Below are 16819 nucleotides of genomic sequence, written 5' to 3'. Positions count from 1 at the left end.
CGATACAAACCGAAAGTTTGCGAACACACAAATCTATTACATACCCATTCGCTGGCACGTTGCACAAGCAACGGACTGGCTACCGAATTTCTTGACGACCATAGAGCGTTGGAACCACCTGATCCCATCCCGAACTCAGAAGTGAAACGATGCATCGCCGATGGTAGTGTGGGGTTTCCCCATGTGAGAGTAGGTCATCGTCAAGATTAAATTCCGAAACCCCAACTGCGCATGCAGTTGGGGTTTTGTTTTTGCGCGTGGAAAAACTTGCGCTATCCAAGTAGCCGCCAAGGCGCCATTGATCAGCCGCGATGGAAATCCCCTCAAAGTCCGTGGGTGGTTTTTGGTATGGTGCGGCTCTTTTTAAAGGACTTGAGTTCATCCGCACGGAACAGCGTCGACCTCTATTCACCGAGAAGCTGTAGCAATGCCCGAAGCGATTCCGATCAAGGACCACGAGAAAGAAAGCCGCCTGGTCAACAAACGGCTGCTGGCCTGTGCCGTATTGGTGGTGGCCATCACCTGCGCCCTGGTGGCGCGGATGTATTTTCTGCAAGTGGTGGAGTTCGACTACCACTCCACCGTTTCCGAGAACAACCGCGTCCATGTGCTGCCGATCACTCCCACCCGGGGGCTGATCTACGATCGCAACGGCGTGGTCCTGGCGGACAACCGCCCCAGCTTCAACCTGACGATCACCCGCGAGCGCACCACCGACCTCAAGGGCGAACTGGACACCGTGGTCGATCTGCTGCACTTGCCCCCGGAAGACCGCACGCTGTTCGACAAGGAGATGAAGCAGGCCCGTCATCCCTTCGTCCCCGTGACCCTGTTCTATGAGCTCACCGAAGAGCAGATCGCCGTGCTCGCGGTCAACGAATACCGGTTGCCCGGCCTGGACGTGGAAGCCCAGTTCGTCCGCCACTATCCCCTAGGCGCACACTTTGCCCACTCCATCGGTTACGTCGGGCGGATCAACGAGAAAGAAGCCAAGACCCTGGATTCGGTGGCGTACCGTGGCACCCAATCCATTGGCAAGACCGGCATCGAGAAATTCTACGAAGCCGAACTGCACGGTCATGTCGGCTATGAGGAAGTAGAAACCAACGCCCAGGGCCGGGTGATGCGAGTGCTCAAGCACACCGATCCGATCCCCGGGAAGAGCATCGTCCTGAGCCTGGACATCAAGCTCCAGGAAGCCGCTGAGGAGGCCCTGGGCGATCGCCGTGGTTCCGTGGTGGCCCTGGACCCGGCCACCGGCGAAGTCCTGGCCATGGTCAGCAAGCCAAGTTTCGACCCCAACCTGTTCGTCACCGGCATCAGCTTCAAGGAATACGCTGCGCTGCACGACTCCATCGACCGGCCCCTGTTCAACCGAGTGCTGCGGGGCCTCTACGCGCCGGGCTCCACCATCAAGCCGGAAGTGGCGATTGCCGGCCTCGATAGCGGCGTGGTTACCGCTTCGACCCGGGTCTTCGATCCGGGCTATTACCAACTGCCGGACTTCGACCACAAGTACCGCAACTGGAACCACAGCGGCGATGGCTGGGTGGACATGGACGCAGCGATCATGCGTTCCAACGACACCTACTTCTATGACCTGGCGCACAAGCTCGGCATCGACCGCCTGCACGACTACATGGCGATGTTCGGTCTGGGCGAGAAGGTCTCTCTGGACATGTTCGAAGAGTCTCCCGGCCTGATGCCCTCCCAGGCCTGGAAACGCGCCACCCGTCGCCAGCCATGGTTCCCGGGGGAAACCGTGATCCTCGGCATCGGCCAGGGCTATATGCAAGTCACGCCGCTGCAACTGGCCCAGGCCACCGCGCTGATTGCCAACAAGGGCGTGTGGAACCGTCCGCACCTGGCCAAGACCATCGACGGCGTGGCCCCGGTGGACGAGCATCCGATGCCCAACATCCTGCTGAAGAATCCCCGTGACTGGGATCAGGTCAACCACGGCATGCAGATGGTGATGCACGATCCCCGCGGTATCGCCCGCGCCGCGGCAGCCGGGGCGCAGTACCGCATCGCCGGCAAGAGTGGTACGGCCCAGGTGGTGGCGATCAAGCAGGGCGAGCGCTATGACCGTCTCAAGACCCGCGAGCGCAACCGTGACAACGCCCTGTTCGTGGGCTTCGCCCCGGCGGAGCATCCACAGATCGTGATTTCGGTGATGATCGAGAACGGCGAAGCCGGTGGTCGGGTGGCCGGCCCCGTGGTGCGGCAGATCATGGACGCCTGGCTACTGGACCAGAACGGCCACCTCAAGCCGCAGTACGCCGCCCCGGCCAAGGCCCCTGGCGATCCCCACGTCTGAATCATTTCAACATCAGGCTACCCGGCACCGGCTCATGCTGACTGAGCATGTGCTGGATGCTCTGCAGAAACAGTACCTCGGCCCGGCTCATGCGCTGCTCGCGGTTCCACAGCAGGTGAATGTCGACATCGGCAATGCCTTCGTGTGGCGGCAGGCGCCACAGCAGCCCGGCTTCGGTATCGGCCGCCACCACATGCTCCGGCAGGCAGCCGATGCCAAACCCGGCGATCACCAGGCGCCGTACTTCCTCCAGGCTCGGCGAGGAGGCGACGATGCGCCCGCTAAAGTCCTGCTGATCGCGAAAGATGGTCAGCGGCGAGAGCATGCCGCCGATCTGGTCGCTGGTGAAACTGACGAAGTTCTCCCGTTGCAGATCGCCCTCGGCCACATCCCCGCGGCCGAACAGCGGGTGGTGCTTGCCGCAGAAAAACGCATAGCGCTGACGCAGGAACAGCCGCTGTTCCAGGCGCGGCTGTGGCCGGCGGTTAAGGCTCAAGCCCAGGGTCGCGGTCTTTTCCTGCAGGGCGCTGACGATGTCCGAGCTGCGCATCACTTCCACCTCCAGATCGACCCGCGGGTGCTGACGATGGAAGTCGGCCAGGAAGTCATCGAAGCGTTCGCTGAAGATCCGGCTGATGATCAACAGCCGCACTTTGCCGATCACTTCGTCGGCGGGCTGTTCCAGCATGCTGCTGACCTGGGACATCTGGCCGTAGATCTCTCCGGCCAGTGCGAAGATCTGCTCACCCACTTCGGTCAGGGCAAAGCGTGGGCCGCGCCGGGCGATCAACTGCCGGCCCAGTTGTTCTTCCAGGCGCTTGAGGGCCTGGCTGACCGCCGGCTGGGTCAGGTGCAGGCGCGCCGCTGCACGGCTGATGCTCAGCTCCTGGCCAATCACCCGAAAGGTGCGCAACAGGTTCCAGTCGAGGCGGTCGTTGAGCAGGCGGCGGGCATCGCGGTCGGACATGGCAGGGGCTCTGGTGCGGGCGGTAGCTGAATAATAAGCCAGGATAATAATCGAGATAACCAATAGAAAATTGACTAATTATCCCCCGGAACGGATAAATCCACCCCAGACAGGTGCCAGCAGAAGCCCCTGCGCCCGACCCTTCCTCCTGCCAAAAAAATAATCAAGGGAGCCAACCATGAAGCCTTCCGCTTCGCCTCAGCCTCGCCGGGCTGCGGCCGCCGCCTTTATCGGCACCATGATCGAATGGTACGACTTCTACATCTACGCCACCGCCGCGGCGCTGGTGTTCGGTGCCTTGTTCTTCCCCTCCGACGACAAGCTGTTCAGCACCATGGCCGCCTTCGGCACCTTTGCCGTGGGCTTCTTCGCCCGACCTTTGGGGGGCATCATCTTTGGCCATATCGGCGACCGCATCGGCCGCAAGAAATCCCTGGTCATCACCCTGCTGATGATGGGCGTGGTCACGGTCTGCATCGGCTTGCTGCCGACTTATGCACAGATCGGCGCCCTGGCCCCGGTGCTGTTGATCCTGCTGCGCATCGTCCAGGGCATTGCCGTGGGAGGCGAGTGGGGCGGTGCGGTGCTGATGGCCGGTGAACATGCGCCCAAGGGCCGGCGCAACTTCTTCGCCTCCTTCGCCCAATTGGGCAGCCCGGCGGGATTGATCCTCTCGCTACTGGCCTTCAGCGCCGTGACCCGCCTGCCCGAGGACGCGTTGATGAGTTGGGGCTGGCGCCTGCCGTTCCTCGCCAGTGCGTTGCTGCTGCTGGTAGGCCTGGCGATTCGCCTGGGGGTCAACGAGTCACCGGAGTTTCTCGCCAGCCGCGAGCAGGCGGCCAAATCGGTGCGCAAGGAACAGGCACCGGTGATGGAAGTGCTGCGCACGGCCTGGCGCCCGCTGCTGCTGTGCATCGGCGCCAATACCCTGGGAATCGCCGGGGTGTATTTCACCAACACCTTCATGATTGCCTACACCACCCAGCAACTGGAGATTCCCCGTTCGCTGATTCTCGAATGCCTGTTCGTGGTGGCGATCATCCAGTTCTGCATCCAGCCCCTGGCGGCCTGGACCGCCGAGAAAATCGGCGCCACGCGCTTTCTCTGCCTGGTGTCGCTGTTGGCCATGGCCTCGCCCTATCCGATGTTCGTGCTGGTGAGTTCCGGGCAGGCGCCGCTGATGATCCTCGGCATCGCCCTGGCGGTGGTGTGCATGGCTTCCTTCTATGCGGTGATCGCCGGTTACGTCAGCGGCATGTTCGAGACCCGGGTGCGCTACACCGCGATCTCCCTGGCCTATCAGGTCTGCGGTGCCCTGGCCGGCGGCCTGACCCCGCTGATCGGCACCTGGCTGGCCCATCGGTTTATTGGCCAATGGTGGCCGATGGCGGTGTTCTACAGCCTGATCGCTGCCGTTTCGCTGATCTGCGTGCTAGCCCTGGCACGCCGGCACGCTCACGCCCATCGCCTGGAAATGGCATCCCACGCCTGATTGTCTGGAGAATCTGATGATGTTGAAAATCAATGGCCAGCGCCTCTGGGCGAGCCTGATGGCCATGGCCGAAATCGGTGCCACGGCCCGTGGCGGCAGCTGCCGCCTGGCCTTGAGCGATGAAGACCGGGCCGGTCGCGAACTGTTTGCCCACTGGTGCACCGAGGCCGGCATGAGCCTGAGTGTCGACCCCATTGGCAACCTGTTTGCCCGGCGCCCAGGTAGCGACCCGGACGCTGCCCCGGTGATGATGGGCAGCCACCTGGACACCCAGCCCGAAGGCGGGCGCTTTGATGGGGTCTACGGTGTGCTGGCCGGATTGGAAGTAGTACGCACGCTCAATGACCTCGGGATCCAGACCCGCAAACCCCTGGAAGTGGCGGTCTGGACCAACGAGGAGGGCGCGCGTTTCACCCCGGCGATGTTCGGCTCGGCGGTGTTCACCGGGGTCATGGCCCTGGACGCCGCCCTGGCGGTGCGTGACGCCGATGGCATTAGCGTCGCCCAGGCCCTGCAGCGCACCGGTTATGCCGGCAGCCGGCCCCTGGGCGCAGCGGTGGATGCCTACTTCGAAGCCCATATCGAACAGGGCCCGATCCTTGAAGATAACGCCAAGAGCATCGGCGTGGTCAGCGGCGGCCAGGCCATCTGCTGGCTCAATGTGCAGGTCGAAGGCCTGGCGGCCCACGCCGGTACCACGCCGATGCCGCTACGCAAGGATGCGCTGTACGGCGCGGCGCAGATGATTCTTGCAGTGGAGCAGTTGGCAGCGGATTTTGCCCCCCAGGGTCTGACTACCGTGGGTGAGCTGAGCATCGCCAAGTCGTCGCGCAATACCATTCCCGGCCTGTTGAGCTTCACCGTCGACCTGCGCCACCACCAGGATCGGCAGATCGCCGCCATGGAGCAGCAGGTCGAGGAACGCCTGCAGGCCATCGCCGGCCAGCGCGGGCTCAAGGTCAGTATCAGCCGGCACTGGGTCAGCCCGGCCACGCCATTTGATGCCGAGTGCGTGGCGGCGGTGCAGCAGGCGGTGGATGGCCTGGGCTACCCTCAGCAGTCCATCGTCAGCGGCGCCGGCCACGACGCCATCTTGCTGGCCCGCTATTGCCCGACGGCCATGGTGTTCATTCCCTGTGTCGGTGGCCTGAGCCACAACGAAGCCGAAGACGTGTTGCCCGAGGACGTGCGCCAGGGCGCCGATGTATTGCTTAACGCCGTGCTGGCCCGTGCCGGCCAGGTTGAATAAGGAGAAGGTCATGCGCAGTTTTTTCCACCCCGAACAGTTGCTCCACCATCCACGCAGCTACTACTCGCGCGGCCAGATGCGCATACCCCAGGAGGTGCCGGAGCGCGCCCAGCGCCTGGTGCAGGCCGCACACTCCCTGGGTTTTGCCGTCGAGCAGCCACGGGATGCCGGGATGGCACCGTTGCTGGCGGTACACGGCGCGCCGTACTTGGCGTTCCTGCAGGATGCGCACCAGGGCTGGAAGGACATCCCCGAAGACTGGGGTGATGAGGTGATGTCCAACATCTTCGTGCGTGAGCCCAATGCCCTGCGCGGGGTCCTGGCCCAGGCCGCGTGCTACCTGGCCGACGGTAGTTGCCCGGTGGGTGAGTCGACTTGGCGTGCAGCCTACTGGTCGGCGCAAAGTGCCGTCGCCGGGGCCCAGGCGTTGCTCGACGGTGAGCCGGCGGCCTACGCCTTGTGCCGCCCGCCGGGCCACCACGCCCGGTCCGAGGCGGCCGGGGGCTTCTGCTACCTGAACAATGCGGCGATCGCCGCCCAGGTCCTGCGGGACAAATACGCCCGGGTGGCGGTGCTGGACACCGACATGCACCACGGCCAGGGCATCCAGGAAATCTTCTACGAGCGCGCCGATGTGCTGTATGTCTCGGTGCACGGCGACCCGACCAACTTCTACCCGGGGGTGGCCGGGTTCGCCGAGGAGCGTGGCGCCGGGGCGGGGGAGGGCTACAACCTCAACCTGCCGATGGCCCATGGCGCCAGCGAAGGGGATTTCCTCGCCCGTCTGGAACAGGCCCTGGTGGCGGTGAAGGCGTTCGATGCCGAGGTGCTGGTGCTGTCTTTGGGGTTCGATATCTATGAACTCGACCCGCAGAGCAAGGTGGCAGTGACCCGGGACGGCTTCGCCATCCTTGGCCAGCGAATCCGCAGCCTGGGCCTGCCGTGCCTGATCGTCCAGGAAGGCGGCTATCACCTGGAAAGCCTGGAAGACAACGCCCGCGCCTTCTTCGCAGACTCTGGCGCCTGGGCCCTGTAGGCACCACCAGCTCCTGCACAAGCTGGCATGCATTCGTCTTAGGAGCCGGCCTGCCGGCTAAGGGGTCTCAAGTCCTGCGCTCGTCTCGGGGCCTTCTTCGCTGGCAGGCCAGTGCCAACGGGAGGGGCGTGCGGTACTTGCCATTTGCTTTACGTTAACGTCAAGATGCTCGGGCGCCCGTACCACTGGCGCAGGTTTTGCTTGATCTCCAATGACAGGGTAAGCAATTCAGGGCTGCCCGATGATTCGGGCAAAGCCCCTTTACTGCCCCCTGAACCCGGTGTAGACATTGACCACGGCTTGCGTGCTTCGCGCAATCCAAGGGAGTGGAGCGGGATGCAGCGGGCGGACCGATTCGGAGCGCTTGATGACTCTTATAAAAACAATAAAGGGTGAGCAGCAACACGAAGCCCGGCTGGCCCGGGAACGGCTGCACCTGGAAGGCCAGATCCCCGACGGGGTTCTGCGTGCGGAAATCGATGCCTCATGGCGGCGCAGCCTCAGCCATGGCGTGCACTTTGGCAGCCAGCACCAACTGACCCTGGAATCCAGCGCCAGCCTCGAAGTGCTGCTGGCCAGCAACCGCCTGTTGCTGGACGCGGCGATCCCGGCCATCGACTACCTGAGCCAGCATCAGGGCAAGGACGGGATGATCATCCTGGCCAATGCCGACGCCACCATCCTGGCCATCGAAGGCCGCGCCGACCGTCTCAAGGACAGCGGCGTGCAGGACATCACCCTTGGCGCCTGCTGGAGCGAAGCCACCCGCGGCACCAACGCCCTGGGCACGGCCCTGGTGGAGGCCCGGCCGACCCTGATCGACTGCGGCGAGCACTACCTGGACCGTCTCAGCCATTTCTCTTGCACCTCGGTGCCCATCCAGTGCCCCCAGGGCGAGATTCTGGGCGTGCTCGACCTGACCCGCGAAGGTCCCCTGGGCCGGGCCCAGGACAGCACCGCGCTGCTGGCCATGGCGGTCAGCCAGATCGAAGCCCGGGTGTTCCATGCCACCTACCCGGAGCAGATCGTCCTGGCCTTCCACAGCCGCCGGCAATACCTCGAATCACCGTGGCAGGGGCTGCTGGCCCTGAGCCTGGGCGGGCAGATCCTCGCGGTCAGCGGCCAGGCCTGCCAGTTGCTCAACACCTCGCGCGCAGCCCTGGTGGGCCGGCGCTGCGAAGAGTTCCTCGGGGTCGATGGCCTGCAACTGCTCGCACGCCTGCAACAGGGCGCCGTGGGTAGCCTGCAAACCGCCAAGGGCGAGCTGTTCTACAAGGCCCTGCGGGCGCCGCAGCCAGCGCTCAACCTGCACCGCGCGCCACGCAGCGCTCCGAAAGCCGCAGCCATGCCCCAGGACCTGGAAGCCCTGGCCGGGGGCAACAGCCGTTACGCCCGCACCTTGCGCATGGCCCGTCAGGGCCTGGCCAATGACCTGCCGGTGTTGCTACTGGGCGAAACCGGCACCGGCAAGGAAGTCCTGGCTCGGGCCCTGCACCGCGCCGGCAGCCGCGCCGAGAAACCCTTTGTCGCGGTCAACTGCGCGGCGATCCCCGAAGGCCTGATCGAGTCGGAACTGTTCGGCTATCGCGAAGGCGCCTTCACCGGCTCGCGTCGTGGCGGCATGATCGGGCGCCTGCAACAGGCCCACGGTGGCACCCTGTTCCTCGATGAGATCGGCGACATGCCACTGGCCCTGCAAGCCCGCCTGCTGCGCGTGCTGCAGGACCGCAAGGTGGCGCCCCTGGGGGCCGGCGAAGAACAGGACATCGACATCGCCCTGATCTGCGCCACCCACCGCGACCTCAAGCAGCAGGTGCAGGACAAGGCTTTTCGCGAAGACCTGTTCTACCGGGTCAACGGCATCAGCGTGCTGTTGCCGGCCCTGCGCGAACGCGAAGACCTGCAGCCCCTGGTGGACAGCTTGCTGGCCAAGCTCGGTGGCGCCCAGGTGAGCCTCAGCGATGAGCTGCGTCGGCTGCTGGCGGACTACCACTGGCCGGGCAATATCCGCCAGCTGGAGATGGTCCTGCGCACCGCCCTGGCCCTGCGCGAAGACGGTGAGTGCCACATCGGCCTGGAGCACCTGCCCGACAGCATGCTCGACGACCTCAATGCCAGTGCCCGACCGCAGACCGGGAGCATCCGCGAGAATGAGCTGGAGCTGATCCGCAGTGCCCTGGACAACCACCAGGGCAATGTCTCGGCGGCAGCGGACGCCCTGGGCATCAGCCGCGCGACCCTGTACCGCAAGCTCAAACAGTTGCGTGCCTGATGCGGCGCCTGATCACCCGGCTGGTGGACAGCCGCGACCCCCAGGCCCTGAGTGCCGCCCTGGGCTGGCTCTACAGTTTCGTGCGGCCCCATCGGCTGGCCATCGGCGGCCTGCTGGGGCTGTCGGTGTGCGCCTCCCTGCTGGTGCTGGTGCAGCCCTGGCTGACCAAGCTGCTGATCGACGACGGCCTGCTGGCCCGGGACTTCCCGCGGCTGGTGCTGATCGCCGCGCTGATGATCGGTGCCGGGCTGCTGGGCACCGTGCTCTCCGGGGTCAACCGCTACCTGCACACGCGCTTGTCCGGGCGCATCCTGTTCGCCCTGCGCGACGACCTCTATCGGCATCTGCAGCGCCTGTCGCCGAGCTTCTACGGCCAGCGGCGGATCGGCGACCTGATGTCGCGCCTGGATGGCGATGTGGCGGAGATCCAGCGCTTTGCCGTGGACTCATTGTTCTCCGCCGTGTCCAGCGTGATCGGCCTGGTGGTGGCGCTGGCCATGCTCCTGACCCTGTCCTGGCAACTGTCGCTGCTGGCCCTGGTGCTGATCCCCCTGGATGTGCTCTGGCTGCGCTGGATGCGGCGCAAGGTGGAGCGCGATGTGCGCCAGTTGCGCGAGCGTTCGGCGGACATGTCCTCGTTCATGGTGGAAACCCTGCCGGTGATGAAGTTCATCCAGAGCGCCGGCCAGCAGCAGCGCGAGGCCCGGCGCCTGGATGGCCTTGGCCAGGGCTACCTGCAACAGCTGCTGAAACTGCAAGTCACCGAGTTCTTCACCCAGGCGGTGCCCGGTACCCTGACCTCGTTGTCCCGGGCCTGCGCCTTCCTGATCGGCGGCTACTGGGTGGTACAGGGCACCTGGCAACTGGGGGCGCTGATTGCCTTTTCCACCTACCTGGGCATGGCGGTGGGCCCGGTGCAGAGCCTGTTGGGCCTGTATGTGGCGATCCAGCGCATGACCGTGAGCCTGGGCCGGGTCATGGAGCTGCGTGGCGAGGAACCGGGCATCAGCAACCCCGAGGCGCCGCTGCCGGTGCCGGAGCAGGGCGAGCTGCATTTTCACGCAGTGCACTTTTGCCACCCGGGCCGCGCCTCGACCCTGCAGGGCATCGAGGCGCGTATTCCCTACGGCCGCAAAGTGGCCCTCAGCGGCACCTCGGGCGCAGGCAAAAGCACGCTCATCGACCTGTTGCAGCGCCATCACGACCCGCAGTCCGGGCAGGTGCTGCTGGGCGGCGTCGACCTGCGCCAGCTGGACCTGGCGCAGTTGCGCCGGCGGGTGGCGGTGGTCAGCCAGGATATCGTGCTGTTTCGCGGCAGCCTGGCGGACAACCTGGCCTACAGCGTGCCCGATGCCAGCCGCGAAGCCGTGGCCGAGGTGGCGCGGCTGGCGCAGTTGCAAGGGCTGATCGAGTCCCTGCCCGAAGGCCTGGACAGCCCCCTGGGGGAGCGCGGCCAGCAATTGTCCGGCGGGCAGAAACAACGCATCGCCATTGCCCGGGCCCTGCTCCAGGACCCGATGATCCTGGTGCTGGACGAAGCCACTTCGGCGGTGGACGAGGCCACCGAGCGCGAGGTGATCGAGGCCATCGACCACCTGTTCGCCGGGCGCACGCGGATCCTCATCAGCCACCGACCCTCGACCCTGGCCGATGCCGAACTGCGCTTCGAATTGCGCGATGGCGTACTGCATGCGCTGGAGGTGGCCCATGAAGCCTGAGCTGCGCATCGGCGTGATCGACAGCGGCCATGCCGCCCATCAGCGGGTGGCGGGCGGACGACGCTTCTTCCTGCAGCCCGAAGGGATAGGCCAGGGCCCCTTGCAGGAAGACGCCCTGGGCCATGGCAGCGCGATCATCGAGGCCATCGGCCAGCGCGCGCCGACGGCGCAGGTCTATGTGGCCCAGGTGTTCGACCGGCGCGCAGTCACCAGCGCCGCGCAAGTCAGCGCCGCGCTGCACTGGTTGCTTGCGCAGGACGTGCGCCTGATCAACCTGAGCCTGGGCCTGCGCCAGGATCGCGACCTGCTGCGCCAGGCCTGTGCCGCGGCCGAGGCCCGCGGGGTGCTGTTGTGCGCATCCAGCCCGGCCCAGGGCGAGGCGGTGTTTCCGGCCAGTTACCCCGGGGTGCTGCGCGTCACCGGCGATGCGCGATGCAGCGCGCAGCAGTGGTCATGGCTGAACACCGCCCAGGCTGATTTCGCCGCCTGCGTGCGCGGCAGCAGCCCGGGGCAATCCGGCGCCAGCCTGGGGTGCGCGGCCCTGAGCGGGCATATCGCGGCCTACCTGGGTGCCCACCCGCAAGCCGACAAGGCCCAGGTCCGGCAGTGGCTGCAGGACAACGCCCACTACCAGGGGCCGGAACGCCGGCAACAGCCATGCACACCATCCTGATCCTCGGCGCGGGGCCGGCCGGGGCCGCAGTGGCCCTGGGGCTGCGCCGCCTCGGCTACCCGGTGACCCTGGTCAGCGACTGGCGACGCTTTCCGGCCCTGGAAGGGGTCTCGCTGCGGGTGCTTGAAGCCTTGCGCGGTGCCGGCCTGGAACAGGCGCTGGCCCAGGCCCTGCAACCGTCCCAGCGGCAGGTGGCATGGAACGGTGCAGAACATGCGCAGAATATCGAATACCTGCTGGATCGCCCGGCCTTCGACCGCGGCCTGCGGGAGGCCTTGCGCGAAGTGCAGGTCAAGCTGATCGAGGGCCGGGTGCTGGGGGTGCAGTCCAGCGAGGCCGGGCATCGGGTCCAGGTGCAAGGGCAGGGCGAGGTGCGCGGCGAGTTCCTGGTGGAGGCCCGTGGCCGGCAGGCGCCGGTGCTGGACAAAGCCTTGCGCCAGGGGGGCGGCAAGGGCCTGCGCGGCCCGGAAACCGTCAGCCTGCTCAACCGCTGGCAGGGCCCTGGCGGCAGCGCCGCCAGCGCGGTGCACAGCCTGGAGGACGGCTGGGCCTGGATGGCCCGGCGTGAGGACGGCCAGTGCTACTGGCAGCTGACCCTGGATGTGGAGAGCGCCGGGCTGCCGGGCAAGGCGCAGTTGCTGGAGTACTGTCGCCAGCGCCGCCTGGGCTCGGCCATGGCCCGGGAATTCTTTGCCGGTGGCCAGGAGCAGCAATTGCACCTGCATGCCCGCAGCAGCACGGCGATCCTCAACCCCCAGGCCTGTGGCGCGAACTGGCTGCGGGTCGGCGATGCGGCCATGGCCGTGGACCCTTTATCCGGCAACGGCATTTTCCAATCCCTGTCCTCGGCGTTGCAGGCCCCGGCGGTGATCAACACCTTGCTGCAGCAGCCGCAACGTGCAGCGCTGGCGCAGCGTTTTCACGGGCAGCGGGTGGAACAGTTGTTCCTGCGTTTTGCGCGCATCGGCCGGGACTTCTACGCCGACGAGCAACGCTGGCCCGAGCAGCCGTTCTGGCAGGCCCGCCGGCAGTGGCCGGATTGCCAGCCGGCGCACCGTGCCGTGGACTTTTCGGCCTTGCGCATCGAGCGCGCCCCGGTGCTGCGCGACGGCCTGGTGGATGAAGCCGAAGTGGTGATCACCCCGGACCAGCCCCTGGGCATCTGGCATGTACAGGGCGTGGAACTGGCGCCGCTGTTGCGCCGTTTGCGCAGCCAGGGGGCGGCCCAGGCCCTGGCGCAACTGAGCCCGGACCAGAATCGGCTGATACGCAGCTGGTTGCTGGCCCAAGGCTACCGCCCCTGAACGGGGATCGTAGGAGCGAGCTTGCTCGCGAACCGCGCAGCGGCCATCCACCGGAGTGAACCTGCGGTCTTTTTCGCCGGCAAGCCGGCTCCTACAGGGGGCACCGGGAGCTGGCGCAGCCCCCGGGCTTGCACTGGCCGCAGTCAGCTACGGGGGTTGAGGTACACCCGCTGGCCGCCTTTCCAGGTTTCGCAGACCTTGATGTCGCGAATCCGGGTGGCCGGGAACTTCTCGTCCAGTGGGTCCTGCTCGAGGATCACGAAGTCGGCGAAGTTCTGGTCCTGCAGGGAGCCGGTCCAGGCCTCGGCATGGCACTGCCAGGCAGCGTCGTAGGTGATGGCTTTCAGCGCCTGCTTGCGGGTCAGGCACTGGCCCTCATTGAGGATGGGTTGCAGGCGCGGGTCATGGACGAACTGGTTGTCATGATTGCGGATGCCTTCCATCTTGCGGGTCACCGCCTGCTCCATCGAACGCAGGGGGCCCAGTGGGGTCACGGAATAGTCGCTGTGCAGGGAAATCCGCAGCTCGTGGTCCAGGGCCGACTTGCAGAGGTCGAGCATGTTGTGTGCCTTCTTTTCGAAAATGGCTTTATCGAAGGCGTAGCCCCAGTAGCCGACATGGCCAATCAAAAAGCTCGGTGACAGGCCCAGGCGCTGCATGGTTTCCAGGGTGCTTTTGCTCAGCAGCGAGCAGTGTTCGATGCGATGGCGCTTGTCCAGGCCGCTCTGGCCCTGCAGGGCCAGGTCATAGGCCTGCAGAGTGAATTCGATGGCCAGGTCGCCGTTGGCATGGATCATCAGCGGCCAGCCTTTTTTCACCGCCGCGTGGATAAATTCCTGGTATTTGACCGGGAGTGTTTTCGGGGTGTCCTCGCCCTCGTCGCACAGATTGAAGTTGCCCACCGGGCGGGCGGTCTCGCAGCAGTAGGGCGCGACCTGATAGCCGGTCAACCCCTGGTTGGACCCGTCCGAGATCACCTTGATCGAGCTCTGATACATGTGCCTGGCCTCTTCCCGCGTGGCCGGCCGATAGTCCGGCAGCAGCTTGAGGGCTTCGAGCGAGTTGTTGCAGGCGGCGGCGTAGCCGATCCGCAGCGTTCTGGGGTGGGACAGGAAGTAGGCGTTCAATACCAGCTTCGACAAGGGGTCCATCATCGCGTCGTACAGCAGGGTGATCCCGCGGCTGGCCGCGGTGGCGAAGAAGGTGTCCAGGCGCTCGAAGATCTTCAGCATTGCAAGCTTCTGCCTGGCGGGAATCGACAGGATCCCGGCCACTATCTGGGTTTCCTGCAGCACGCCGTTCTCCACCATGACCCCGGTTCTTTCATGCACCAGATCCCGGGCCGCCGTGTTCATGTAGGCGGTGTGCATGGAGGCACTGATCAGCAGCATCGGCCGCTTGGCCTCGATGGTGTCCAGGTAGCCCTCTTCGGGCGTGTCGCCACATTGCAGGGTCATGAGTTGGTTCAGGCCGCCCGGCACCACCTTGAACGGCATCAGCGCCGGATCGACCAGGTGCCCGAGGACCCAGCTCGTGCTGTCGTCGGGGAGGTTGTTCTGGATGGTTTCCTTCAGCCAGCCCCAGGTATAGAGCGGCCGCAGGCGCTGGCTGTTTTTCTCTGGCGCCTGCTGGCTATCGCCGTCGTCGGGCTCGATGGCGCCCAGGTTCAGCCAGCCATCCATGGCGCAGCTCTGCACGATGTGGGCGTGGGGTTCGACCAGGCCGGGCAGCAGGGTCTTGCCGTGCAGCGACTGCTTCTTGTAGTCGATGCCCAGGGCCTGCATGCGGGCTTCGACGGCGGCCAGGGTGCCCGCGGCGACCACGTCGCCGGCATGGATGCCCAGGGCTTCGACCCGCTCATCCATGTTGCCGTCGCGCAAGGGGTAGATGATGCCGTCATGAAACACCAGGGACTCGCCGTTCGCGTCCCTGGCCGGGCCCTGTGCTGCGTTGGGGTGGCTGGCGATATAGCTGGCGGGGTCGAGGGTGTCTTTCAAGGCTTCCCAGACGGGGTTGTGGCAGCCGCACTGGATGTAATCGTGATCATTTCCATTTGATCCCATGATGCTTTCCTCGGGTTTTCGGTGGTGATGAGGCGTTGTGGGGGGATGAGCCCAGGCTCTTCAAACGAGGTGGCCAGCCGGCTCGGGCTGAGCGTAGCAGTGCTTTGCACGGCGAACAGGGCGGTCGTCGGGGGGCGCCGGACCACCTCCGGCGCCCCGGGTGGGGCGGTTGGCGCGGGGCGGATCAGAGCTTGATCAGCACTGATTTCAACTCGGTGTAGTGCTCGATGGCCGCGTGGCCCATTTCCCGGCCAAGCCCGGACATCTTGTAGCCGCCAAACGGCAGTGCCGGGTCCAGGGCACTGTGGCAGTTGACCCACACCGAACCGGACTTGATCCGCGGAATCATCCGGTGCACCGCCGCCAGGTCGTTGGACCAGATGCTCGCGCCCAGGCCGTAGGGGCTGTCGTTGGCCATGCGCAGGGCGTCGGCCTCATCGTCGAAAGGAATGGCCACCAGCACCGGGCCGAAGATCTCTTCCTGCACCAGCGAATGCTTCTGGTCCACATCCACTATCACCGTCGGCTTGACGAAATACCCCGGGCCGAACTGTTCGCCGCCGCAGGCGATGGTGGCGCCGCTTTCGCGGCCCATCTCGATGTAGCGATAGACCCGCTCCTGCTGGCGCGCGGAAATCAGCGGGCCCATCTCGACGCTGGCGTCCAGGCCATTGCCCAGCTTCATGGCATTGGCGATGCCGGCGATGTCGGCTACCACCTTGTCGAAATGCTTGCGCTGCACATACAGCCGGGAACCGGCGCAGCACACCTGGCCCTGGTTGAAGAAGATCGCGCTGGCAGCCCCGGCCGCGGCGCTGGCCAGATCGGCGTCGGCCATGACGATGGTTGGCGACTTGCCCCCCAGTTCCAGGGTTACCCGGGTCATGGAGTCCATGGCGATCTTGCCGATTTCCTTGCCCACGGCGGTGGAGCCGGTGAAGGTCAGCTTGTCCACCAGGGGGTTGCGGGTCAGGGCGCTGCCGGCGGTGATGCCGGTGCCGGTGACTACGTTGAACACGCCGTCGGGGTAGCCGGCTTCCTGCACCAGCTCGGCCAGTTTCAGGGCGCTGAGTGGCGTTTCATCGGCGGGCTTGAGCACCAGGGTGCAACCGGTGGCCAGGGCCGGGCCGAGTTTCCAGCAGGCCAGCAGCAGCGGGAAGTTCCAGGCGACGATGGCGCCGACCACGCCCACGGCTTCGCGGCGGATGAAGCTGTGGAACTGATCGTCAGGCATCAGGGGCAGCGAGACCTCGACGCTTGAACCCTCGATCTTGGTCGCCCAGCCGGCCATGTAGCGCAAGAAATCGATGGACAGTTGCACGTCCATGGCCTGGGCCACGGCGGCGCTCTTGCCGTTGTTCAGGCATTCCAGCTGGGCCAGCAGTTCGGCGTCGCGCTGCATCAGGTCGGCGAGTTTCCACAGCAGGTTCTGCCGCTCCCGGGGGCGGGTGCGGGTCCAGGGCGAATCGTCGAAGGCCTGGCGTGCGGCGAGCACTGCGCGGTCCACATCGTCCACCGTGGCCCGGGGCACCAGGCACAGCTGTTCGCCGGTGGCGGGGTTGCGCAGGGGCATGGTCTGGCCGTCGCCGGCCTCGGTCCAGTGGGCACCGATCAGCATGCGCGGGGCGCGCTGGATAAAGGCCGTGGTAGCGGCGAGCAGTGGGGCAATAGCCATGGCGAAGCCTCTTGTTGTAGGTGAGGCAGGGGCTTTCGCAATGGCTGTGC

Annotated in this window: 11 protein-coding genes and 1 rRNA gene; 9 read left to right on the top strand and 3 right to left on the bottom strand. The window is 65.7% G+C overall.

All coding sequences use genetic code 11. The features are described from left to right. Positions 1–90: 90 nt before the first annotated feature. Positions 91–206, top strand: a 5S ribosomal RNA gene (rrf, locus tag A9971_RS06885). A gap of 221 nt (positions 207–427) precedes the next feature. Further along, positions 428–2320, top strand: coding sequence for a penicillin-binding protein 2 (mrdA, locus tag A9971_RS06880; RefSeq protein WP_183001528.1), 1893 nt, complete (start codon positions 428–430; stop codon positions 2318–2320). Between the two features lies 1 nt (position 2321). On the opposite strand, the gene A9971_RS06875 is transcribed toward mrdA, so the two are convergent. Beyond that, a complete protein-coding gene (locus tag A9971_RS06875) occupies positions 2322–3287 on the bottom strand; it encodes a LysR family transcriptional regulator (RefSeq protein ID WP_183001527.1) in 966 nt (321 codons plus the stop codon). A gap of 178 nt (positions 3288–3465) precedes the next feature. On the opposite strand from A9971_RS06875, the gene A9971_RS06870 reads away from it, so the two are divergent. The 7 genes from A9971_RS06870 (at position 3466) to A9971_RS06840 (ending at position 13031) form a co-directional block, all read left to right on the top strand. Next, positions 3466–4779 carry an MFS transporter gene (locus tag A9971_RS06870; protein ID WP_183001526.1) on the top strand — a complete coding sequence of 438 codons (1314 nt, stop codon included), beginning with the start codon at positions 3466–3468 and terminating at the stop codon, positions 4777–4779. A gap of 19 nt (positions 4780–4798) precedes the next feature. Then, a complete protein-coding gene (locus A9971_RS06865) occupies positions 4799–6028 on the top strand; it encodes a Zn-dependent hydrolase (RefSeq protein WP_123472824.1) in 1230 nt (409 codons plus the stop codon). Positions 6029–6038: 10 nt separating this feature from the next. Beyond that, complete coding sequence (locus tag A9971_RS06860; RefSeq protein ID WP_015636457.1) at positions 6039–7064, top strand: histone deacetylase family protein; 1026 nt, start codon at positions 6039–6041, stop codon at positions 7062–7064. Between the two features lie 367 nt (positions 7065–7431). Continuing rightward, positions 7432–9336, top strand: coding sequence for a sigma-54-dependent Fis family transcriptional regulator (locus A9971_RS06855; protein WP_053152959.1), 1905 nt, complete (start codon positions 7432–7434; stop codon positions 9334–9336). Then, on the top strand, positions 9336–11054 hold the full coding sequence (locus A9971_RS06850; RefSeq protein WP_183001525.1) for an ABC transporter ATP-binding protein: 1719 nt from the start codon (positions 9336–9338) through the stop codon (positions 11052–11054). Before A9971_RS06855 ends, A9971_RS06850 begins: the two co-directional genes overlap by 1 nt. After that, positions 11044–11727: a S8 family serine peptidase gene (locus A9971_RS06845; RefSeq protein ID WP_019094087.1), complete on the top strand. Its 684-nt coding sequence runs from the start codon at positions 11044–11046 to the stop codon at positions 11725–11727. Before A9971_RS06850 ends, A9971_RS06845 begins: the two co-directional genes overlap by 11 nt. Further along, entirely contained in the window at positions 11712–13031 is a 1320-nt protein-coding gene (locus tag A9971_RS06840) for an NAD(P)/FAD-dependent oxidoreductase (protein ID WP_183001524.1), read from the top strand. The genes A9971_RS06845 and A9971_RS06840 overlap by 16 nt, the downstream gene beginning before the upstream one ends. Before the next feature lie 143 nt (positions 13032–13174). Here A9971_RS06840 and A9971_RS06835 read toward each other — a convergent pair whose 3' ends face one another. Together A9971_RS06835 and A9971_RS06830 are read right to left on the bottom strand one after the other, a co-directional pair. Continuing rightward, the gene (locus tag A9971_RS06835) at positions 13175–15094 is read right to left on the bottom strand and encodes an amidohydrolase (protein ID WP_183001523.1); all 1920 of its coding nucleotides are present in this window, start codon (positions 15092–15094) and stop codon (positions 13175–13177) included. Between the two features lie 184 nt (positions 15095–15278). Further along, positions 15279–16769, bottom strand: a complete 1491-nt coding sequence (locus A9971_RS06830) for an aldehyde dehydrogenase (RefSeq protein WP_015636451.1) — start codon at positions 16767–16769, stop codon at positions 15279–15281. Positions 16770–16819 lie beyond the last annotated feature (50 nt).

It is taken from the genome of Pseudomonas sp. UME65 (genome assembly GCF_014170225.1).
Taxonomy (GTDB): Bacteria; Pseudomonadota; Gammaproteobacteria; order Pseudomonadales; family Pseudomonadaceae; genus Aquipseudomonas; species Aquipseudomonas protegens.
Note: the sequence above shows the minus strand (reverse complement) of the source record. Positions and strands in the feature narration are given on the sequence as shown.